Genomic DNA, 20,937 nt, shown 5'->3' on the forward strand with positions numbered 1-20,937 from the left:
GCTGTACGGCTGACTATTTCCCGTCCAACAAGCGCTCGACCATATCCACATACGGCTCCAGGCCCGACGGCACGTCCCCGGGCCACTGAAACGGACCGGGCCGGGGCTCGTCGGCCACGCGCCGGACCATGGCGGCCATGGCCCCCTCGTCGGCCGGGTCGGGAAAGACCCAACGCTGCGGCAGGAAATAGGCGCTTCCGTTCATGGCGCTGGACACGGACCGGCAGCCGCAGGCCAGTGCCTCAAGCACGGCGTTGGAGCAGGCATCGTAGAACGAGGCCAGAACAAAGACGTCGGCCGCCCGGTAAAAGGCGGGCATGTCGTCCACCCGTCCCAAAAAGTTGACGCGGTCGGCCACCCCGAGCTCCCGGGCCAACCGTTCGTACTTGGCGGGATTGCGCCCCCCGGCCACGCGCAGGACGTAATTCTCCGGCAACAGAGCGAGCATGCCCACCAGATGGCGGACCCCTTTGAGGGCGAAGTTGGTGGCCGCCGTGGCCACCACCACCTGATCCTCGCGAATGTGGGAAGCGGCTCGCAGACGCAGCCGCTCCTGGTCGCCGATGGGCGAAAACCGCTCCAGGTCCGGCCGGTTGTAGACCACCGCGATATCATCCCGGTTCAGCGAGGGATGCGACTCCACCAGCCAGTCGCGGACCAGGTGGGAAACACAGACGATATGCGGAGTCCGGCGCATGCGGATGCGGTCGATGAGAAATATGGCCCAGTTACCGGGGGACAACCTGCGACGGAACATCTTGAAGGAACGGGCGAATCCCCGGGGCCAGGCGCGCTTGGACAATTCCCAAAACTTGGAAATAGGCCCGCCGCCGATACGCAGGATGTCCTGGTTCAGGGTCTTGCCCATGCCGAAGACCAGATCGTAATGCCCCTTGCGGCGCGCCCTGTCCGCCCCGAAGGCGAAGCGCAGGATCTTTATCAGGCGGAAGGCCCCGAACCTGCCGAGGATCACGGGCTTCACCCCCTCGGGCGGATCGGTTTCGCGGCGGGCGCAGATGAAGTCCACCTCGTGGCCGCGCGCGGCCAGGGCCTCGCTCAGCCGCCAGGCAAAGGATTCCGCGCCGCCATACCGGCTCAGCCTGGGCATGGTCACCGCCAGCCGCTTTTTCTTCAACACCTTTTCCATGGAGGGGACTCTCGAACCTTTTTTATGGTTTGGCAACCGTGGAGTTGCCCGCCGGAGCAAAGACGGCTATGCATTCCAAAAAATCGAAAGGAACGCCATGTTTTTCGCCACGCCCGCCCTTGACCTGCATCTTTTTCTGCTCATCAACCAGCATTGGCACTCCGGCCTGCTGGATACGATCATGCCGCTCTTTTCGTCCATGGCCGTGCTCATGACCCTGCTGGCCGGAGCCATGGCCGTGACCGTGCTCAAAGGCGGCAAAAAACAATTGATCATCTTCCTCGTCCTGCTCGCGGGCATGGGGATGTCGGACTTCTCCACCAAGCTGGCCAAGGAACAGATTCACCGGGTCCGGCCGCTCAACGCCCTGGCGGGCACCCGCTACGTCGAAGACGGACAGTGGCGCACCCGTCCGTACACTTTCGTCCGCACCAAGGAAAACGGCTCCTCCTACCCCTCGGCCCACGCGGCCAACACCATGACGCTGGCCCTGCTGGCCCTGCTCCTGTGGCCGAAGCTCAAGGCGTGGCCGCTTCTGCTGCCGCTTGTGACGGGCTACTCCCGCGTCTATCTGGGCAAGCACTACCCCACGGATGTTCTGGCCGGATGGCTCTGGGGCGTGATCGTGGCCGGAGCGGTATGGCTTCTGTGGAGAGGGCTTTCGCGCCGCTATCCCGCGTTGCGCCGGAAATAACACCCGGGCCGTCCTTCCCTCAGCCTTCCCCGGACTATTCGTCCGTGTCCTCCAAGACTCCGGCCTGTTTGCGATAGCGCCGGTAGACTCTGACTCCCAGCCAACCCGAGACCACGAAAAGCGCGACGCTCATGCCCACGGACAGGACCACGCCCGTGGTGGACTCGCGATTCATACCCGCGCCGAACAGGGCGAAGATGAAATTCTGCGGAATATAGCCCAGGGTCGAACCGATCACAAAAGACATGAGCGGAATGGAGCTCACCCCGGCGGCCAGATTGGTGATCAGGTTGGACCCCAGGGGGAACAGCCGGATGGCCAAGGCCGTGTTGAACGGCTCATGACGGAGGAAATGATTGATCTTGTGCACGCGCGGCCCGAGCCTGCGTTCCACCAGCTCCCGGCCTCCCATGCGCGCATACAGCGCGGCCATGGCGCATCCCAACCCCGCGCCCACGGTGGACAGCACCGTACCGCTGAAGGTCCCGAAGGCGAAACCGCCCAGGAACCCGATGAGCTGGCGGGGCAGCCCCACGGCCGTGAAAACCGCGCCCACGGCCAGGAAGATGACCACGGAAAGCGGACCGCGCCCGAGTACATGGTCGTTGAACCACTGGGTGTCCGCAAGCATGTCGCCCAGGCCCAGGGAACGGGAGAGGAACACGGCCCCCCCGAGGACGGCCAGCATGACCAGCCCCTTGGCCAGTGATTTCAAATTCAAAGAGGAGTCTTGCTTATCTGAGGTCATTTCGCTCACGTTGCATGCAGTGGTACAGGGCCAGCAGGCAGGCCTGGCCGATGACGAACAGCGGGTCGCGCTGCACGAAACCGTAACCCAGCCCGGCCAGCCCGGAGAGCGCCAAAACGGCCAGCGCCGGGCGCGCCAGAGGTTGTACTCCTTTCCCGCGCATTCGTAAAACCGCGATGCGCACGAAAAAAAGCCCCTGCGCGACCACGACGAAGGCCAGCAGCCACCAGTGGTCGGGCAGGCTCATGCCTAATTCTTCTCTTTGACGGTGTAGCCGATATGCCGGGAGATGAGCCACTTGACCCCAATGAGATCCCAGATGCCCGCCAGAGCGCGGTCCAGGGTGCCATACTTGGACACGCCCGCCCCGCGTTCCCGGTGATTGACCTTGACCTCGTGGATGCGCGCGCCCTCCATCTTCATCAGTATGGGGAAATAGCGGTGCATGTTTTTGAATCGGGGAATCCGGCGCAGCAGGTCCGTTCGCATGACCTTGAGGGAACAGCCGGTGTCGTGCACTCCGTCGTCCACGATGGAGTCGCGGATCTTGTTGGCGATCCTGGACGAGATGCGCTTGATAAAGGTGTCCCGGCGTTTGGCCCGCCAACCGATGACCATCTCGCAGTCCCGGCCGAAGGCGGCGAGCATGTCCGGGATGTCGGCCGGATCGTTTTGCAGATCCGCGTCCATGGTGACCACGATGTCCGAATCCGCCGCGTCAAAACCGGCGCAGAACGCGGCCGACTGCCCACGGTTCTCGGCAAAGGCCACATAGCGCACCTCGGAGTGCCGCTCGGCCAGGTCGCGGATGATGTCCAGGCTTCGGTCCGTGCTGCAGTCGTCCACGAACACGGCCTCCCAAGGGCGGCCCGTGGAGTCGGCCGCAGCCCTGATCTCGGCGAACAGGGTCTGCAGGTTGTCCTGCTCATTGTAGACCGGCAGGACCACGGAAAACTTTTCAGCGTTGTTCATAGGGGTGATTCTCTACGGAATTCGCGGGCGGTTGTAAACTTTTTGCTGGCCGTTTCCCCGCCGGGCCGCTGTCTTGGTGGCTCCGGCAATCTTTTTTGGAATTTCTCTAAATTTGCTGTTGACAAAAATCCGCCATCAACCTAGAACCTCTTTCTCACGTGTCGCGGGGTGGAGCAGTACGGTAGCTCGTCGGGCTCATAACCCGAAGGTCGTAGGTTCAAATCCTGCCCCCGCTACCAAAGAAATCAAGCGGTTGCATCTGAATGGATGCAACCGCTTCTTCTTTTGTCCAATCGGCGCGGCCGGGCCTTCCACGGGAAGCGCACGGTGAATGCGTTCTCCCGCCCTGGGCTCAAGGGTATCGAAGGCGCGGCCGCCCTCCCCTTGGTCCCGTCGCCCTTTGTTTCTTCAGCGGACTGTTGCTCCCCCAATAGGACGGATAACGACCGAGGGCGGCGACAAACAAGCTTACCTTCAGCACCCAATCCAGCAGTATAGGAAAATATTCTGGCCCATTGTCGGGCCTCCCTCGACCGCGCCCATCGGCAATGACCTTTTGTCCGGCAGCGCGGCCCTCCGCGCGACAGCCCATGGACAGACCGTTCTTGGGTCGGCTTGTCCGTGACTTTGCCGCCCCTCGGAGAGGGCCCGCCCCCGCAATACCCCCGCGAAAGTGCGCAACGTACAGCCCTTAAAATGGTATATAGTTACTAAAACCAACAAAACATCATGATAATCATTATAGGAGACAAGTCCGCATAAATACTGCGAAGAGGCAAGAAATCGTCCCCCGGGGAGATCCGCACGCATTGTTAATTTCTAAAAAGCGATGAGTAGATGGATTGACTGTAGAATTTAATTGGTGCATTGGGAAAATAGGATACAAAATATCCGACGGTGCAAATATTTTCGGCATGGCAATCGTTCATTTCTGCAACCTGACAGCAAACCGTGCACCCAATCGAGGTTTGGTACCATGAAGACTCTCCTCAAGTTCTCCCCAGTCATCGTGGCCGTGCTCATGGCCTTGCTGCCCACGCCGGAGGGATTGGCTCCCAACGCGTGGTATTTTCTTTCCATCTTCGTCGGCGTCGTGGTCGGCCTGATCATCGAGCCGGTCCCGGCGGCGCTGGTGGGCCTGACGGGCGTCGCCCTGGTGGCCGTGCTCGGGCTCATCGACCCGAGCCCCACCGTCAACCGAAACTGGGCCCTGTCCGGCTTCTCCAACGGCGTCATCTGGCTGATCTTCTCGGCCTTCATGTTCGCCCTGGGCTATCAAAAGACGGGGTTGGGCAGACGCATCAGCCTGCTGCTCATCCGATTCCTGGGCAAGTCCACCCTGGGGCTGGGCTACGCCATTGCCTTTTCGGACGCCATCCTGGCCCCGTTCATGCCGTCCAACACCGCGCGCAGCGCGGGCACCATCTACCCCATCGCCAGCAACATCCCGCCCATGTTCAACTCCACACCGGACAACGAGCCGCGCAAGATGGGCGCATACCTGACCTGGGTGGGCATCAGCGCCACCTGCGTGACCAGCTCCATGTTCCTGACCGCCCTGGCCCCGAACCTGCTGGCCGTAGACATGATCCAGAAGAGCGTGGGCGTAACCATCGGCTGGGGCGATTGGGCCAAGATCATGATCCCGGCCATGCTGCCCCTGTTCATCCTGACTCCCTGGCTGGGGTATCTGATCTACCCGCCGACCCTGAAGCACTCGCCCGAGGCTCCGGCCTGGGCCACCGAAGAACTGCGCAAGATGGGCCCGGTCAGCATCAAGGAATTGATGATGCTCGGCTACGCCATCCTGGCCCTGATCTTCTGGATATTCGGCAAGCAACTGCACGTGAATTCCACCGTGGCCGCCGTCTTCGTCCTCACCCTGATGGTCCTGACCGACATCATCACCTGGGAGGACGTCATCACCAACAAGGGCGCATGGAACGTCCTGACCTGGTTCGCCACCCTGGTGGCCATGGCCGCGGGCCTGAAGAAGACCGGCGTGCTCGACTGGGTGGGCAACATGATCTCCAGCAACCTCACGGGCATGTCCCCGAGCGCGGTGGTCATTTTGCTGGTCATCCTCTTCTTCGTGCTTCACTACTTCTTCGCCAGCACCACGGCGCACACCACCGCCCTGCTGCCTTTGTTCATGGCCACGGCCGCCCCGTTGCTGCCGCCCGAAATGTTGCCCAAGATCGCCCTCATGCTGGCCGGTTCCCTTGGCCTCATGGGCATCATCACCCCCTACGCCACCGGCCCTTCGCCCATCTGGTACGGCGCGGGCTTCATCAGCCAGGCACGCTGGTGGGCTCTGGGCGGCATCTTCGGCCTACTCTACCTTCTGTCCATGATCGCGGTCACCGTTTTCTACGTCTAACCGCCGATAACCCGGGCCGACCGCATGACAAATGCGGTCGGCCTTTTTTCGTTTCCCCCCAAAAAAAAGACCCGGCAGTTCGGCCGGGTCTTCCTTTTTCGCGGGAAAAAGATCCTAGAGGACGTGATGAAAATCGATCAGGCGCTGAAAGACATCGCCCAGGGGGTCGAAAGTGTCCGCAAAGGAGCAGGCCGATAGGTCGGCCGCAGGCACGCAGTGTTCCGCGCCGAACAAGACGGGTGCATATCCGGTCTCGTCGCCATGGTGCAAAACCACCCCTGCGGGACCGTCGGAAAACAATTCGGAATAAGTCAGAATACCGCCCCCGTGGTTCATGTGCCCGCCGGAAACATGGGCCGGATCCGGGACAACATGCTCATCCGCTTCGGGGATCAGGCCCCCTTTGGAGTCGATATGGACCTGTACCTCTTCGCTCGTGGAGTGGTCCGCCAGGGGACCGGCCGCCGTTTCCACATCCAAGGCAGCGTCGCTGAAGGCGAACAAATAAATGTTGCCGGGCACCTGCTCGCCGCCGTGCAATTCGAACTCGGGCAGGACTCCCTCCTGGGCCATGGCCAGATAATCTTTGATGATGACCACGCCACCTGACTCGCCCGTCAGGATCAGATCCTGGCCGTTGCAGGAAAAAAGCACCTCGGAAACGTAAAAGCCGAATTTGACCGGGACATCGGGAGAGAGCGTGTACTCGACGACGTTGCCGGGTTCGGGAAGATCCACCAGCATGGACGAATGAGAAGAAGCTGATTCCGCCACGATAGCCTCCTGGGGATGAAGAAAGCGGCATCGAGAAGGGACGCCGTATTTGAACATTCTTACCACACCCGGGCGTTACTGTCAAAATCACTTTAATCCCGGCAGTTACGCTGTGGATAAATCCAAGTTGACAGAAATTTGGACAAGAAAAGCCCCATTTGCTGAAGAAACGCGGGAACAGGTTGACGCCGGGGCCCGTTTACCGGTTATATGACAAATTATGAAAACATCGGTCATTCCCCCTCTCCCGAAAGGTCTTCGTCGCCAGCAGCTGCTCTTGCTGCTGGCCCTGTATTTCCTCCTGCCGTCCGCTCCGGCTGTCGCCGCCGACCCAGCACAGGAAATCACGCCCTGCCTATCCTGCCATACGGTGGAACGCATTTGCCGAAACATAGACCAAGGTGGCGAATTCTGGACCTCCACGGTCAGACGAATGATCGACAAGGGCGCGCATGTGGGCCCTGACCAGGTCCCAGGCCTGGTCAGGCTGCTCTCCGGCCCGAACCGCGCCGCCGCCCTGGGCTGCCCGCCGGACAATCCCGAAACCGAGGCGGCCGCTATATCAATCGCCCCACGCATGGCCCATCCCCTGCTCATGGGCCTGACCCTGCTCCTGGCCCTGTGGGTGGCCCGGCAAGGCGTGAATCGCGCCCGATTCACCTTGTTCCGGCATAAAGTGGCCTTCAACTGGAAGGGGCACACGCGTCTAGGGCTCACCGTCATGGTCCTGTGGCTGCTCGGCATGACCGCAGGCACGGTCATGACCATCCTGGTCCACGGGACGCCCGGCGTGTACGGCATCCACCGGTCCGTGGCCCTGTTCATGCTGCCGCTCATTCTTTTCGGCGCGGCCTCGGGCCTGTACATGGATCGCAGGAAAGCGCCGCGCACGACCCTGCCCCTGTTGCACGGCGCGATCAACATGGTCCTCGTCCTCCTGGCCCTGGGCCAGCTCATCACGGGAACCGCCATTGTCGCCCGAATACTCGCACCATAGGCCGATCGACGGAGAATCTCCACGGCGGGGCTTGCAACCCCGCCTTTTTTATGTCCATTATCCGGCACCATGACCGTATTCAACGACAACGCCATCGGCGCACTGGAATTCACCGTGACCTGGGAACGGGACGGCGAACGCCACGAGGAATGGTTCCTGGGCCGCAAGATCAATCCGGCGAACGACATCTTCCCGCGCGGCATGCGCGAAGCCCTGGAGGGCAAAAAGGCCGGGGAGGCGGTATCCTTCACCTACGCCCCGCGCCTGTGCATCCCCCGGCGCAAGGAAAGCATGGTCCTGCGGCTGACCCGCGACCGGCTGCGGCGCAAGACCGTCAGAGGGGAGCCCATCCTCCCCCGCCTGGGCCGGTTCTACCCTCAGGGACACATCGACGGACTGCTGGACGTCTACCCGGACACCCTGACCCCGTTCCGGCTGGTCGGCCTGGACGACGAGACCTTCACCGCCGACCGCAACCACCCCCTGGCCGACGTGCCGGTGACCATCGAGGCCAAAATCCAATATCTGGAGGAACGCGACAGCGGAAGCTACGGCTCCCTGACCCACTGGCGCGAGGCGACCTGCGACTGGGGCCCAGGCATGCAGGCCATGCTCGAAGGCGAGCCGCCGGACTTTTTCCACAACGCCTTCTTCGACCGCGACGCGGACCTCGACGAGTCCTTCCGTCCGCCCCAACCCGACGCGGCGGCCCTGCGCAATCACCAACGCATCCTCGACCGCTTCATCCGGTCCGACATGCGCGTGCTGGACCTTTCGCCTGAATCCGAGCGCCCAACGGGCAAATACGACGCGGCAACCTGTCTATGCGCCCTGGAATACATGGACCGCCCCGTGGACATCCTGCGATACATCGCCTATTTCCTGCCGCCTGGCGCACCCGTGATCCTGGCCTTCACCGAGACCTTCGACCCGGACCGGGCCATTCGGGGCTGGCGGGAACTCCTGCCCTTCGAGCGCATGGGACTGGCCCTGGAATACCTGCGCATGGCCGGATTCACCCAGGGGCTCGGGACCATTTCCATGCGCAACGATTGGCGCGACCGCGACGACCCCCGATTCATGGAGACCCGGGGCGTCAGCGATCCCGTATTCGTCGCCTACGGGCGCAAGACATAAAAAACGCGCCGCAGTTTTCCTGCGGCGCGGACATGCTCCCCCGTCTCTCCGGCCTGGACCGGGCGCGTCCCTACTTTCCCTTCTCCCGGAGGAACGCGTTGAGCCCGGCGATGAACTCCTCCGGGTTGGGTATGTTGCGGACATCCAAAAGCTTGCCCAGGCTGCACGGGTAGCTCCCCGAGCACTGGTAGGGAGAGAATCCCCGTTGGATGCAGTAGGTGATGACGCCCGGAATGCCGAGCATGTCCTCGACCATGGTTTCGGCGGTGACCTGTTTTGCTTCGCTCATGCGCGCCTCGCTGTTCCAGGACGCCCGGACGGCGGAATCTCCGTCGTCCGGGGCCGGTTAGGGTTAATACAGTCCCAGCTTCTCGTCCGAGAGGCTGATGAAGATATTCTTGTTTTGGGTGTAGTGGTCGAGCATCATGCGGTGATTCTCACGGCCAATGCCGGACTTCTTGTACCCGCCGAACGGGGCGTGGGCGGGCAGCATGTTGTAGGTGTTAACCCACATGCGTCCCGTCTGCACGCTGCGGGCCACGTGCATGGCCCGGTTGATGTCCTTGGTCCAGACCGCACCGCCGAGGCCGTAATCGTTGTCGTTGGCCATGGCGATAACCTCTTCCTCGTCGCGGAACTTGATGCAGCAGACCACCGGGCCGAATATCTCCTCACGCGCGACGCGCATGGAGTTGCTCACGTCGCCAAGGAGCGTCGGCCGCATGAAGGAGCCCTTGGCCAGCTCGCCGTCGGACAACCGTTCCCCGCCCGTCACAACCGTGGCCCCTTCGTTGCGGCCCACCTCGACGTAAGCGAGGATCTTCTCCAGCTGCTGGGCGTTAATCTGAGTGCCCATCTGGGTCTCGGCCTCCCAGGGGAGCCCCACCCGGACGTTGTTGAAGGCCTCGCTGGCCGCGCCCACGAAGTCGTCGTAGATGTCCTCGTGGATGAAGGCGCGCGAACCCGCGCAACAGACCTGGCCCTGATTAAACAGGATGCCGAGCTGCAACCCTTCCAGGGCCTTGTCCCAAGGGGCGTCGGGGAAGAAGATGTTGGCGGATTTGCCACCGAGTTCCAGGGTGCTCGGCACGATCTTCCTGGCGGCGGCCTCGGCCACGGTGTAGCCGACCTCGGTCGAACCCGTGAAGGCCAGTTTGGTGAAGCCCGGATGCTGAAGCATGGCGTTGCCCGCCTGGGAGCCTTTGCCGGTGATCACGTTGACCACGCCCGCGGGCAGCACATCGGCCATGAGCTTGGCCAGCTCCAGGACGCTCAGCGAGGTCTCGATGGACGGTTTGATGACCACGCAGTTGCCTGCGGCCAGGGCGGGCGCGATCTTCCACGCGGCCATGAGCAGCGGGAAGTTCCAGGGAATGATCTGGCCGACCACGCCGATGGGCTCCTTGAGCACGATGCTCATGGTCTGGTCGTCGATCATGGTGGCCAGCCCTTCCTCGGTGCGGACTGCGGAGGCGAAGTAGCGGAAGTGGTCCGAGGAGTACGGCACATCGATGGAGGAGGTCTCGCGGATGGGCTTGCCGTTGTCCAGGGTCTCCACCATGGCCAGGTGTTCGGCGTTCTCGTCGATCAAATCCGCGATGCGCAAAAGCATGGCCGCCCGTTCCTGGGGGCTGGTCCGCTTCCAGGAACCAAAGGCCGCCCAGGCCGCGTCAACAGCCTGGCCGACGTCCTCAGGCGAGGCGTTGGTGCAGGTGGCCAAATCCTCGCCGTTGGCGGGGTTGACGGCAGTGAAGGTGGTGCTGCCGGCGCTGTCGACCCATTTCCCATTGATAAAAAGTTTGTAGTGGTCGTCCAGTTGCGCTTTCATGCTGAATTCTCCTTGCGATTTGGAGGCGTGATCGTGTGTCACGTCGAGGTTGAGAGCACGAAAAGCCAGCCCCGTCGCTGCCGCCGTGACCTCACGGCGGGAAAAGGGGCTCGCCCGGAGGGACGCCTGGCCCGACTCTTGACCGTTCATTGGCGACCCTCCCCGGCTGTTACGAAAGACAAGAACGTAACACCGTATTATGCTAACTTAAGCATAATATTAACAAGGGGCAAAAGACTAAATCATCCTCAAGATTATGCACCGGATGCACGATGCGGCCCCGGACGGGGCCAGGCGGCGGAGACGAAAAAGCCCCGGAGGCGAACACCTCCGGGGCCGGTTTACGCGGTCGGACGGCGATTCTAGTCGTCCAGCTGGATATCCTTGCCCTCCAGGACGCGATTCATGTTGCGCACGGCGCACATCTTGCCGCACATGGTGCAGGAATCCTTGTGCTCGGGCTCCGAGGACTTGCGGTATTCCACGGGCTTGACCGGATCCATGGCCAGGGCGAACTGAGCGTCCCAGTCCAGGGCCGCGCGGGCCTTGGCCATGTTGTTGTCCCAGTCGGTCGCACCGGGGTAGCCTTTGGCGATATCTGCGGCATGAGCGGCGATACGGGTGGCCACGATGCCTTCCTTCATATCTTCGAGGTTGGGCAGGCGCAGATGCTCGGCCGGGGTGACGTAGCACAGGAAATCCGCACCGGCCGCGCCCGCGATGGCCCCGCCGATGGCGGCGGTGATGTGGTCGTAGCCCGGGGCCACGTCCGTGACCAGCGGGCCGAGAACGTAGAACGGCGCGTTGTGGCACAGACGCTTTTCCATCATCATGTTGCCGGGGATCTCGTTCATGGCCATGTGGCCGGGCCCTTCGATCATGACCTGGACATTACGCGCCCAGGCCCGCGTGGTCAGCTCGCCCAAGGTAATGAGTTCCTCCACCTGGCAGGCGTCGGTGGCGTCATACAGGCAACCGGGACGGCAGCCGTCGCCAAGGCTCAGGGTCACGTCATATTCCTCGCAGATGTCCAGGAGGCGATCGAAGTGCTCGTAGAACGGATTCTCGGCATTATTGATCTCCATCCAGGTGAACAGCAGGGAGCCGCCGCGCGAAACGATGTTGGTCAGCCGCTTGGCGCTCTTGACCTTCTCGGCGGTGTGCTTGTTCAGGCCCGCGTGGATGGTCAGGAAGTCCACGCCGTCCTGGACATGGCGCTCGACCACCTTAAAGAACTCGTCCACGGTGATGTCCTGGAGGTTCTTGTCATAGAAGCCCACGGCGTCGTAGATGGGCACGGTGCCGATCATGGCCGGGGACATTTTGACCAGTTTCTGGCGGAATTCCTGGGTCTTGCCATAGCAGGACAGATCCATGATGGCCTCGGCCTTCATGTCCAGGGCGGCTCGGACCTTGTCCAACTCGGGCTCCACGTCGCAGCAGTCCTTGGAAATGCCCAGGTTGACGTTGATCTTGATACGCATGCCCTCGCCAACGGCCTCGGCGTCCAGGTTCGTATGATTCTTGTTGGCGGGGATAATGACCGCACCACGGGCCATCCGCTCCATGAGGTCCTCGATGCGAATGTTTTCCTTGCGGGCCACGGTCTCCATCTGGGGGGTGACGATGCCCTTGCGGGCCGCGTCCATCTGCGTTGTGTAAGTCATGGGTTCACTCCTTCGCCGCTTTCATTGTTTTGCGCAGCGCGGTTATTTTTTCCGAAATATTCGTTTCCCCGACGATCTCGGTGACCAGAGCCGCGCAACGCGCGCCGTGCCGGACCACCTCGCCGAGGTTGTGTGCCTTGATGCCACCTATGGCCACGAAGGGGATGTCGTGATGGGCGACCACATAGTCGAGGTACTCGAACCCCACGGGATCGACCACGTCGTCCTTGGTGTAGGTGCGGAAGATCGGGCCCACGCCGATGTAGTCCGCGCCGCGCCTGATGGCGTCGCGGGCCTGCTCCGGGCTGTGCGTGGACAGGCCTATGGCCATGTCCGGACCGACCAGCCGCCGGACCTCCTCCACGGGCAGGTCTTCCTGGCCCACGTGCACGCCGTCCGCGCCCACCAGGATGGCGATGTCGATGTCGTCGTTGACAACGAAAGCGGCCCCGGCTTCCCGGGTCATCTCGCGGATGGCGCGGCATTCCTCAAGCTTCGCGCCCGCCTTCTTTTCCTTTTCGCGATACTGGACGAGTTTGACGCCCGCGTCGAGCATGGCCCGGACCACCTCGACGTTGGACCGACCCAGAGAGAACTTCTCGGCGGTCAGGCAATAGAGATCCGTGTCCAGGATATTCTGCCGGGTAATGCCCATCAGATCCCCTCCTTGTTGTTCAGCGGCCCCAGGAAATGGGCCAGGACCACATCCGCCTGTTTGGCGGCGGCGATGCCCACCCGGGGCGACAAGGGCGGCGTGTCCAGATTGCACTCGGTGGTCCCGTCGCCGATGAGATAGAAGTTGTCCCGCACCTTGCGGGTGACCAGGGCGTCGCCGTCGCCGCAACCGCCGATGCCCGAGGCAGAGACCACCAGGCACCCCAGGGGCAGCAGAGCCTCGACGAGCCGCTTCTTGGCCTCGGCCCGGTCAAAGGCCTCAATCACGGCGTCGCAATCGACGAACAGCCGCTTCACCCGGGCCACATCGACCCGCTCGACGTAGATTTCCAGTTCGAGTTCGGGATTCACGGCGCGCATGTTGGCGGCCAGGGCCTCGGCTTTGAACTCGCCCACCTGGAGGCTGAAGAACGCCTGGCGGTTGAGGTTCGAGAATTCCACGCGGTCGAAGTCCACCAGGACAAAACGGGTGAAGCCGCTGCGCACCAGATGCATCGCGCAGTTGGAGCCGAGCCCGCCGCATCCGGCGATGCCGATCCTCGCGCGCTGCAACCGGGCCAGCCGCTCCTCGCCGATATGGACGGCGATTCCTTCCTCTACCCGATTCACAGGCCCTCCTCCACGCCCTGCGGCGCGGTTTCGAAGATAGACTCCCAGTCCTTGAAGACCGGCTGGTATCCCTTGCCGCGCAGGGCCGCGCAAACCTCGTCCACGCTGCGCGCGTCGCTGATGTCGAACTGACCGGTGTTTTCCTCGCCGCAGGTCTCGTCGGAATGCCCGCCCACGGCCGTGGACACGCCCGCCGACATGCGGGTCACGCCCAACGGCAGGATGTTCTCACGGAATTCGGCATTCTCGCGCGTGGACACGGTGATGCCCACCCGGGGCATGAACAGGCGCAGGGCCATGAGGAATTGGACCATATCCCTGTCCGAGACGATGGTTTGGGGTTCCCAATCGCCCACGTGCGGCCGCATGCGCGGCAGGGACACGGCAATGTCCGTCTCCGGATATTTGTGCATGAGGTAGGCCGCGTGCAAACCGGTCAAGAGCGCGTCGCGCCGCCAGTCGCCGAGCCCCAGGAGTGCGCCGATATTGACCACGCGCATTCCCGCCATGCAGGCCCGCTCCGGCGCGTCCAGACGGAAGCGGTAATCCCGCTTGGGCCCCTTGGGATGCAGCACGGCGTACAGCTCCTCGTCGTAGGTCTCCTGGAACATGGTCATGCCGTCCACGCCCGCCTTGACCAGGCGCGCGTATTCCTCCTCGGTCAGGGCAAAGACCTCAATGGACACGGACGGAAAGTGTTTGTTCAGGACCTTGGTGCAGGCCTCAAGGTAGTCCACTCCGGTCTTGGCCGGGGCGTCGCCGGTGAGGACAAGCAGATTCTTGAGCCCGGTGGCCGCGATGGCTGCCCCCTCCACGTCCACTTCCTCCAGGCTGAGCATGGAACGGTGGATCTTGTTGGTGCAGTTAAAGCCGCAGTAGACGCAATGGTTGGTGCAGATGTTGGCCAGGTAAAGGGGCGTGAACAGGCAGACGGTCCGGCCGAAATGCTGGATGGTCAACCGGTTGGCCTTGCGCGCCATCTCTTCCAGCAGCCCGGAGGCGGCCGGGCTCATCAAGGCCATGAAATCCTCCACCGTGGCCGTGGTCCGGTTCAGGGACCGGAGCACGTCCTGTTCGGTGAAGTCGTCGAAACGCGCGTCGGGCAACGCCTCGGCGTAGGTTGCGATATGCGGATAAAAACTCATGCCGCGCCTCCCAAAAAGCCGGTCAGGGGCGAGGAGGCGTCGGCCAGCACATGCTTGGCGCCGGGGCCGGCCAGATAGGCCTCGCGCCCGGCCTTGACCGCGCGCCCGAAGGCGCGGGCCATCGAAACGGGATCGCCCGCCGTGGCGATGGCCGTGTTGACCAGGACCGCGTCCGCGCCCATTTCCATGGCCTCACAGGCTTCGGACGGACGGCCGATGCCCGCGTCCACCACGATGGGCAGGTCGATCTCCTCGATGAGGATGCGGACCATTTCGCGGGTCTTGAGCCCACGGTTGGTGCCGATGGGTGCGCCGAGCGGCATGACCGCGGCCGCGCCCGCATCCACCAGCGCCTTGGCCACGTACAGATCGGCATTGACGTAAGGCAGGACCGTAAAGCCCTCCTTCGCCAGGATCTCCGTGGCCCGGACGGTCTCATAGCCGTCGGGCAGAAGGTAGCGGTTGTCCGAGATGACCTCGATCTTGATCCAGTCGCCGCAGCCCATGGCCCGAGCCAGCCGGGCAATGCGCACGGCTTCGTCGGCGTTGCGCGCGCCCGAGGTGTTGGGCAGCAGTTGCATGTGTTCCGGGATACAGTCCATAACGTTGCCGGTGGTGGATTCGAGATCCACCCGGCGCAGGGCCACGGTGATGACCTCGGAACCCGAGGCTTCGCAGACGGCCGGGATAACCCCGTCGTCGCCATATTTTCCGGTGCCGGTGAACAGACGGCTGGTCAGAATCCGGCCACCGATGGTGAAGCTGTCCTCGCTCATGTGTACTCCTAACCTCCGCCCACGAAGCGGAGGACTTCCAGATGATCACCGTCGTTCAGACGCACTTCGCCGAACTGTTCGCCGGGCACGATGTCCCCATTGCGTTCGACAACCACGGCTTGAGGCGCGATCTCCTTGAGTTCAAGCAAGGCGTGTATGGTCAGGGGCTCGTCCAGCTCCGCCGCCTTGCCGTTGATGGTGACGATCATAGTGGTCTCCTTGCAGGCGCAATGCCAAAAAAAAAGCGCCTGTCTCCCGATGTGAGACAAGCGCGACATGATGACGATATTCCATCCTGTGGCAGCTTCCCTACGTCGGTATTGCCCGAATCAGGTTCGAAGGGTCGGATCGATCTGATCCATCTCAGCCACAAGGGCCCCCCTAGCTGGCAAAACACTATGCTCTTTTACAACCTCTGTAAAGTTATTCATAAACACTAAAGTACCCTATCGATTCCGCCGATAAGGGCTTCGTGGCACATAAGACAACGGGGGATTCGTTCATGTTTTCCACACTGTATCAGGCAACCGGTTTCAAACGGGCCCTTGACTTGTTCGAAGCGGGTCGGTTCGACGAGGGCAAGGTCCTTCTCAAAAGCCTCCAGGATGAGTTCCTGGCGGTCTGCGATGAGAACGAAGCCCTCAAACGGCAATTGGCCGAGGTGGCAGAAATCCTCGATCTTGCTGAAAAAATTCACTTCGATGGTCAGAAATACTGGCTTGACGAGGACGATGAGCGCAAGGGGCCGTTCTGCCAGGTCTGTTATGACCGGGAAGGCCTCCTGGTCCATCTGCACGAACACGAAAATCATTGGGAATGCCAGAGCTGCCACAGCCTGTATATGGCCTCCCACGAGACCGAAAAAACCGTTCCCAGGAAACCACGCATACGCGCCTCCCTTGAAAAAGGCCTCCCTCTGTTCCTGGAACAGGAAATAAACTGACCCGATCAGAAGACGCGAAAAAGCCCCCGCGCGGCGCACCGTGCGGGGGCTTTCCTTTCATCCCGGGCCTACAGGAACTTGGTCCCGAACAGGGTGGCGCGCCGCGTCCATAGTTCGGTCATGCCGTCGAAATCGAACCGGACCATGCCCCAGGCCATGTCCTCCACATCCATACCCGGCAGATAAACCTCCACGAGCACATTCTTGGTCACCCGCCTATGGTCCTTCCACAGGCTGGAAGCGAAGTCCTTGAGCGCCGCGCGGTCGGGCAGTTTGGTGGTGGCCAGGAAAACCTTAAGGGTGATCCAGATCTGGCCATACTCGCGGGTCTCGGACTTTTCGAGGAACTTGAAACGATAGCCGTGGGCCGTCTGGTCCGGGGTCGGGTCGGGCCGCTTTGCGTCCTTGAAGGCGGATCGGTCGATGACCAGGGTCTGCTGCTTCCCCGGCTTGGGGGCGGTCCGGGGCTCAATGGCCGGCTCGGGCGAGGCCTCGGGGGCCGAAGGCCGGGGGACGGACTTGACCGCCTCAGCCTTGATGGCGGCGGCCGAGACCTCGGACGCACCGGATTCGACGGGCGCAGCCGGAGAGGCGGAGGGCGTAGGCGCGGCCGGTTCGGCAGGAGCCGGACCCGCGGCCCGCGCCGTCACTCCCGCCTCGCGCGAATTGGCCTCCATGGCCGAACGCAGGGCGTAACCGATGGAACTGCTCTCCGAACGGATCATGTCGCTGGCCTTGAAGACCGCATACCAGCCGTTTCGCAGCAGCCCGAGCTGGACCATGTCACCGGGCCGCAAGGTCTGGACCAGCGGAGAATTGGTGGTTCGACTCTGATGCACGTTAACCTCATTGGTCAGGGCCACCCGGCGGACACCCTCGGACGGAGGCTCAGGCGCGGAGGCCGGAGCAGGCCGCTCCACCTCGCGGCGGGCGGCGGACGAAGCCGATGCACTCCGCTCCCCTGCCGGGACCGGCTCCAGATACTTGGCGCTGCAATAACCGATACCGTTCATCTTGGAACGGATGGTGGCATCGGACGAAAAGACCATGATCCACTCGTCTTCGGGAAAATCGGTGAGCACGGGCTCTCCGGGCTGCAGAGTGCGAACCTTCGTTCCCCGGACGCTCGGCTCGGAGCGGATGTTCAGTTTGGTCGCCGAACGGACCATCTCGCCCCACTCCTTGGGCTCGTAGCGCCCACGCGTCGGCTTGAGAAACTTGGCGTTGGAATAGCCTGCGGCCTTGGCCTCGCTCGGGTCCGTGGCCGAGGGCTCATACACGGCCACCCAACCGTTCTCTTCGTGGGCCACCCGAACCTTCTGCCCGGCGTACAAACTGCCGATCCACTCGGCGCGGGGCGAACGGCCATCGCGCAGGTTCAGCGGACGGTCCGCATACAGAATCCGGCCGAAGGCGAACGCGGAGGATGCGGCCAGAAGCAAGGCCAGGACGGCAACATAAATCAGGGAGAATCTACGCATGCTCGTCACCGCCTATATCATGGAATTGAGCTCACGGATGACCCGATCCGTGATGTCCATGTTGCTGTCCACAAAACCGATGATCTCCGGGTCGGTCAGAATCATGGTGAAGCCCCGCTCCCGGGCTATTTCCTTGAGAATGGAGTCCGCCCGCCGCATGACGAAACGAATCAGACTGCGCTCCTCGTCCTGAATCTCCTGGTTGCTGTTCTTGACCAGTTGTTCATAGTCGCGCACGGCCTGACGCAGTCCGGTCTCGCGGCTCTGCTGCTCACTCACGGACAAGGCGTCCTCCTTGAGGCCCGCCTGCAACTTGTTGACCTTGTCCAGGGCCAGGCGGACGCGCCGGTCCTTTTCCTTGCCCAATCCGGCCAGGTCCTCCTGGGCGATCTTGCCGATCTTCGACTCGTTGATGATCCGTTGCGGGTTGACGAACCCGACCTTGGAAACCTGGGCCAGGGAAGGGACCGCAGGAAGAAGCAAGACGGCGCACAGCCACAGGGATAGGAAAAGACGCTTCATAGGGAGAGATTACCTCGTTGTCGTTGCGGAATTGGGCCAACGTAGCCGACAACCCGGCCCCTTGTCGATAGCTATAGGGTGGACAGGGGATCGAGGTCCAAGCCGGTGCGCACGGCGCGTGGATCGGGATTGGCCCGGACCAGGGCCGCGTACAGCCCCCGGACCTTGCTCCAGTCGTCGGACTTGAGCAGGCAGTTGAACCGCTTGCGGCCGCGCAGCATGGCCAAAGGCGCCGGGGCCGGGCCAAGCACGCTGATGCCGAGCGCCCTGCCTTGCTCGCGCAGGACCTGGCCCAGGAGATTCACGGCGGCCGGACCATTGTCGAAATCCGCCGGAAAACTGATGCGCACCAAGGCCATGTGCGAAAACGGAGGGTAATGGAACAGAGTCCGCCGGGAGACCTCACGATCGAAGAATCCCTGGTAGTCGCCGCTCAGGATCTCCTTCCAGATGGGGTGATCGGGATTGCGCGTCTGAATAAGCACCCGGCCCGGATGTTCGCCGCGCCCGGCCCGGCCCGCCACCTGGACCAGAAGCTGGAAAGTCCGCTCCGAGGATCGGTAGTCCGGCAGATTCAGGCCAAGATCGCCGTCGGCCACCACCACCAGGGTCACGCCCGGGAAATGATGTCCCTTGGAGATCATCTGGGTGCCCACCAAAACTTGGGCCTCGCCCCGCCCGAACGCCCCGAGGATTTCCTCCAGCCGCTCCTGTCGACGGGTGGCGTCGCGATCCAGGCGCAGGACCTGGACGTCTTCGGGCAACAGCTCGGTCAAGGCTTCCTCAAGCTGTTCCGTGCCTTCGCCCATGGGGATGAAATTCGCGCCCCCGCATTTACGGCAGGTCAGCGGATACGAATAGGTCCGGCCGCAATAATGGCAGACCAGCCGCTCGCGCCCCTTGTGATAGGTCATGCCCACCTCGCAGTCCGGACAGCGCACGGTCTCGCCGCAGTCCAGGCAGTACATGAGCGGGGCATAGCCGCGCCGATTGAGCATGACGATGACCTGTTCCCCTGCGGCCACGGTCTCACGCACGGCCTCGCGCACCCGATTGGAGAGCAAGTGCTTGGAATTGCCCAACTCGGCGATGTTGACCAGTTCCACCTCGGGCAGACGGGCGTCGCCCACCCGCTCTTTCAGGGTGGACACCCGGATTCGCCCGGCGGCCGCCGCCTGGAAGGTCTTGACGTCGGGTGTGGCCGAACCGAGCAGGAGCAGGCCCTTGTTGCGGCCCGTGCGGAACCAGGCCACCTCCTTGGCGTGGTAGGCCAGCCGTTCCTCCTGTTTGAAGGACTCGTCATGTTCCTCGTCCATGACCACCATGCCCAGATCGGGCAAAGGCAGGAACACGGCGGACCGGGTGCCGACCACCAGGACAGGGTCCTCGCCCCGGGCCAATTCGCGGAAGGAGGCCTCCCGCTTTTTCGGGCTCTGATAGCCGTGGTAGAAAATCGTCCGGTACTGCGGGAACCGCCGGGCCACGGTGCGGTAGAGCTGACAGGCCAGGGCCACCTCGGGCGCGAGAAAAAGCACGGACCTGCCCCGCTCCAAGAGACGCCGGGCCATCTCCATATACAGCACGGTCTTGCCGCTGCCGGTCACGCCGTGAACCAGGTGTGCGCCCCCGCCCCCGTCCAGGGTCTCGGTCAATTCGTCCAGGGCGACCCGCTGCTCGTCGGTCAACGTGAACTCGCAGCCCGGATCGTCCGCGTCCTCGCCGCCGGCCCGGTCCACTTCGGCCAGGAGATCGGCGGTCAATTCGCCCATGCGGACCACGCCCGCGCTCTCCAGCTTGACGGCCACATCCGGAGCCCAGTCTCCCAGGGAATGACGTAGTGAGTACAGGCTCTGCGGCCCGTTCTCCATGAGGTGCTCAAGAAGGTGAAGCTGCCGCTTGGCATTGGGCCGCACGGCCCACGGCGGGTCGGATTCAAGCGATACGAACCGTTCCTCGGCTTCCTTTTTGGCGTTGACGCGCACGCGCATGCGACCGTCCAGCCAAAGCGCCAGGAACGCGGCCCGATCCTTGTCCCCGGCCCGGACGATGTCCGAGGGACGCAGGGACGCAGGCAGGTCGCGTTCGGTCATGTGCCGGTCCACCTTGAAACTCACCGCCGCCGTGCGCAAACCGCGCGGCAGGGCGATCTCCAGGATGCGGCCCACATGGACCATCTGGCGGGCGGCCAGGTTCACGGCCATATCCACGAAATCCTTGTCCAGCAGCGGCGTGCGTTCGAGCGGCCAGATCATCTCCCGGATTTCCACACCTTCGGGCGCGACATCGGCCGGACCGACCACCACGCCAGCCCGGTGGGACTTGCCGAAGGGGATGATCACCCGCTGCCCCGGGGAAAGAGACGGGAAATGGAGAGGACGCCCGTAGGTCCACGTCGCATAGGGCGGACTGACGAGCGTTACTTGCCAGAGATCGGCCATGGCG

At 62.8% G+C, this 20,937-nt stretch carries 21 protein-coding genes, 1 tRNA gene and 1 riboswitch; of the genes, 6 read left to right on the forward strand and 16 right to left on the reverse strand.

Features of this window, described 5'->3' with window-relative positions; translation table 11 throughout:
- Positions 1-13: 13 nt before the first annotated feature.
- On the reverse strand, positions 14-1,147 hold the full coding sequence (locus J0909_RS01220; RefSeq protein WP_207259776.1) for a glycosyltransferase family 4 protein: 1,134 nt from the start codon (positions 1,145-1,147) through the stop codon (positions 14-16).
- Positions 1,148-1,244: 97 nt separating this feature from the next.
- Between J0909_RS01220 and J0909_RS01225 the strand changes: the two genes are divergently transcribed.
- The gene (locus tag J0909_RS01225; protein ID WP_207259777.1) at positions 1,245-1,841 is read left to right on the forward strand and encodes a phosphatase PAP2 family protein; all 597 of its coding nucleotides are present in this window, start codon (positions 1,245-1,247) and stop codon (positions 1,839-1,841) included.
- A 34-nt stretch (positions 1,842-1,875) separates the two neighbouring features.
- On the opposite strand, the gene J0909_RS01230 is transcribed toward J0909_RS01225, so the two are convergent.
- The 3 genes from J0909_RS01230 to J0909_RS01240 are packed head-to-tail and all read right to left on the reverse strand — an operon-like array spanning position 1,876 to position 3,561.
- Complete coding sequence (locus tag J0909_RS01230) at positions 1,876-2,562, reverse strand: TVP38/TMEM64 family protein (RefSeq protein WP_286181657.1); 687 nt, start codon at positions 2,560-2,562, stop codon at positions 1,876-1,878.
- A 13-nt stretch (positions 2,563-2,575) separates the two neighbouring features.
- The gene (locus tag J0909_RS01235; RefSeq protein WP_207259779.1) at positions 2,576-2,836 is read right to left on the reverse strand and encodes a lipid A biosynthesis domain-containing protein; all 261 of its coding nucleotides are present in this window, start codon (positions 2,834-2,836) and stop codon (positions 2,576-2,578) included.
- A gap of 2 nt (positions 2,837-2,838) precedes the next feature.
- Positions 2,839-3,561: a glycosyltransferase family 2 protein gene (locus J0909_RS01240; RefSeq protein ID WP_207259780.1), complete on the reverse strand. Its 723-nt coding sequence runs from the start codon at positions 3,559-3,561 to the stop codon at positions 2,839-2,841.
- Between the two features lie 162 nt (positions 3,562-3,723).
- On the opposite strand from J0909_RS01240, the gene J0909_RS01245 reads away from it, so the two are divergent.
- Positions 3,724-3,800 (forward strand) — tRNA-Met (locus tag J0909_RS01245).
- A gap of 737 nt (positions 3,801-4,537) precedes the next feature.
- On the forward strand, positions 4,538-5,941 hold the full coding sequence (locus J0909_RS01250; RefSeq protein ID WP_207259781.1) for an anion permease: 1,404 nt from the start codon (positions 4,538-4,540) through the stop codon (positions 5,939-5,941).
- Between the two features lie 114 nt (positions 5,942-6,055).
- Here the strand turns inward: J0909_RS01250 and J0909_RS01255 are convergent, their stop codons facing one another.
- Positions 6,056-6,715, reverse strand: coding sequence for a hypothetical protein (locus tag J0909_RS01255; protein WP_207259782.1), 660 nt, complete (start codon positions 6,713-6,715; stop codon positions 6,056-6,058).
- Between the two features lie 277 nt (positions 6,716-6,992).
- Here J0909_RS01255 and J0909_RS01260 point away from each other — a divergent pair, with 277 nt between their 5' ends.
- Together J0909_RS01260 and J0909_RS01265 are read left to right on the forward strand one after the other, a co-directional pair.
- Positions 6,993-7,712 carry a DUF4079 family protein gene (locus tag J0909_RS01260; protein WP_207259783.1) on the forward strand — a complete coding sequence of 240 codons (720 nt, stop codon included), beginning with the start codon at positions 6,993-6,995 and terminating at the stop codon, positions 7,710-7,712.
- A 69-nt stretch (positions 7,713-7,781) separates the two neighbouring features.
- Positions 7,782-8,849, forward strand: a complete 1,068-nt coding sequence (locus tag J0909_RS01265; RefSeq protein WP_207259784.1) for a class I SAM-dependent methyltransferase — start codon at positions 7,782-7,784, stop codon at positions 8,847-8,849.
- Between the two features lie 70 nt (positions 8,850-8,919).
- Here J0909_RS01265 and J0909_RS01270 read toward each other — a convergent pair whose 3' ends face one another.
- The 8 genes from J0909_RS01270 to thiS form a co-directional block, all read right to left on the reverse strand.
- Positions 8,920-9,138 carry a hypothetical protein gene (locus J0909_RS01270; RefSeq protein ID WP_207259785.1) on the reverse strand — a complete coding sequence of 73 codons (219 nt, stop codon included), beginning with the start codon at positions 9,136-9,138 and terminating at the stop codon, positions 8,920-8,922.
- A 63-nt stretch (positions 9,139-9,201) separates the two neighbouring features.
- Positions 9,202-10,677, reverse strand: coding sequence for an aldehyde dehydrogenase family protein (locus J0909_RS01275; RefSeq protein WP_207259786.1), 1,476 nt, complete (start codon positions 10,675-10,677; stop codon positions 9,202-9,204).
- 362 nt (positions 10,678-11,039) lie between these two features.
- A complete protein-coding gene (gene thiC, locus J0909_RS01280) occupies positions 11,040-12,344 on the reverse strand; it encodes a phosphomethylpyrimidine synthase ThiC (RefSeq protein WP_207259787.1) in 1,305 nt (434 codons plus the stop codon).
- 4 nt (positions 12,345-12,348) lie between these two features.
- On the reverse strand, positions 12,349-12,999 hold the full coding sequence (thiE, locus tag J0909_RS01285; RefSeq protein ID WP_207259788.1) for a thiamine phosphate synthase: 651 nt from the start codon (positions 12,997-12,999) through the stop codon (positions 12,349-12,351).
- Entirely contained in the window at positions 12,999-13,628 is a 630-nt protein-coding gene (gene thiF, locus J0909_RS01290) for a sulfur carrier protein ThiS adenylyltransferase ThiF (protein WP_207259789.1), read from the reverse strand. Before thiF ends, thiE begins: the two co-directional genes overlap by 1 nt.
- Positions 13,625-14,773 carry a 2-iminoacetate synthase ThiH gene (thiH, locus tag J0909_RS01295; RefSeq protein WP_207259790.1) on the reverse strand — a complete coding sequence of 383 codons (1,149 nt, stop codon included), beginning with the start codon at positions 14,771-14,773 and terminating at the stop codon, positions 13,625-13,627. The genes thiF and thiH overlap by 4 nt, the downstream gene beginning before the upstream one ends.
- Positions 14,770-15,549, reverse strand: a complete 780-nt coding sequence (locus tag J0909_RS01300; RefSeq protein WP_207259791.1) for a thiazole synthase — start codon at positions 15,547-15,549, stop codon at positions 14,770-14,772. The genes thiH and J0909_RS01300 overlap by 4 nt, the downstream gene beginning before the upstream one ends.
- 8 nt (positions 15,550-15,557) lie before the next feature.
- Positions 15,558-15,758 (reverse strand): sulfur carrier protein ThiS, encoded by a 201-nt coding sequence (gene thiS / locus J0909_RS01305; protein WP_207259792.1) that lies wholly within the window; start codon positions 15,756-15,758, stop codon positions 15,558-15,560.
- 80 nt (positions 15,759-15,838) lie between these two features.
- A riboswitch (TPP riboswitch) is annotated at positions 15,839-15,942 on the reverse strand.
- 109 nt (positions 15,943-16,051) lie between these two features.
- On the opposite strand from thiS, the gene J0909_RS01310 reads away from it, so the two are divergent.
- Entirely contained in the window at positions 16,052-16,492 is a 441-nt protein-coding gene (locus J0909_RS01310; RefSeq protein ID WP_207259793.1) for a hypothetical protein, read from the forward strand.
- A 68-nt stretch (positions 16,493-16,560) separates the two neighbouring features.
- On the opposite strand, the gene J0909_RS01315 is transcribed toward J0909_RS01310, so the two are convergent.
- From J0909_RS01315 to priA, 3 genes are all read right to left on the reverse strand, one after another.
- Entirely contained in the window at positions 16,561-17,973 is a 1,413-nt protein-coding gene (locus J0909_RS01315; protein WP_207259794.1) for an SH3 domain-containing protein, read from the reverse strand.
- Positions 17,974-17,985: 12 nt separating this feature from the next.
- Positions 17,986-18,495 (reverse strand): OmpH/Skp family outer membrane protein, encoded by a 510-nt coding sequence (locus J0909_RS01320; protein WP_207259795.1) that lies wholly within the window; start codon positions 18,493-18,495, stop codon positions 17,986-17,988.
- A 71-nt stretch (positions 18,496-18,566) separates the two neighbouring features.
- Positions 18,567-20,933: a replication restart helicase PriA gene (gene priA / locus J0909_RS01325; protein ID WP_207259796.1), complete on the reverse strand. Its 2,367-nt coding sequence runs from the start codon at positions 20,931-20,933 to the stop codon at positions 18,567-18,569.
- Positions 20,934-20,937 lie beyond the last annotated feature (4 nt).

The organism is Desulfovibrio sp. Huiquan2017 (assembly GCF_017351175.1).
Taxonomy (GTDB): domain Bacteria; phylum Desulfobacterota; class Desulfovibrionia; order Desulfovibrionales; family Desulfovibrionaceae; genus Pseudodesulfovibrio.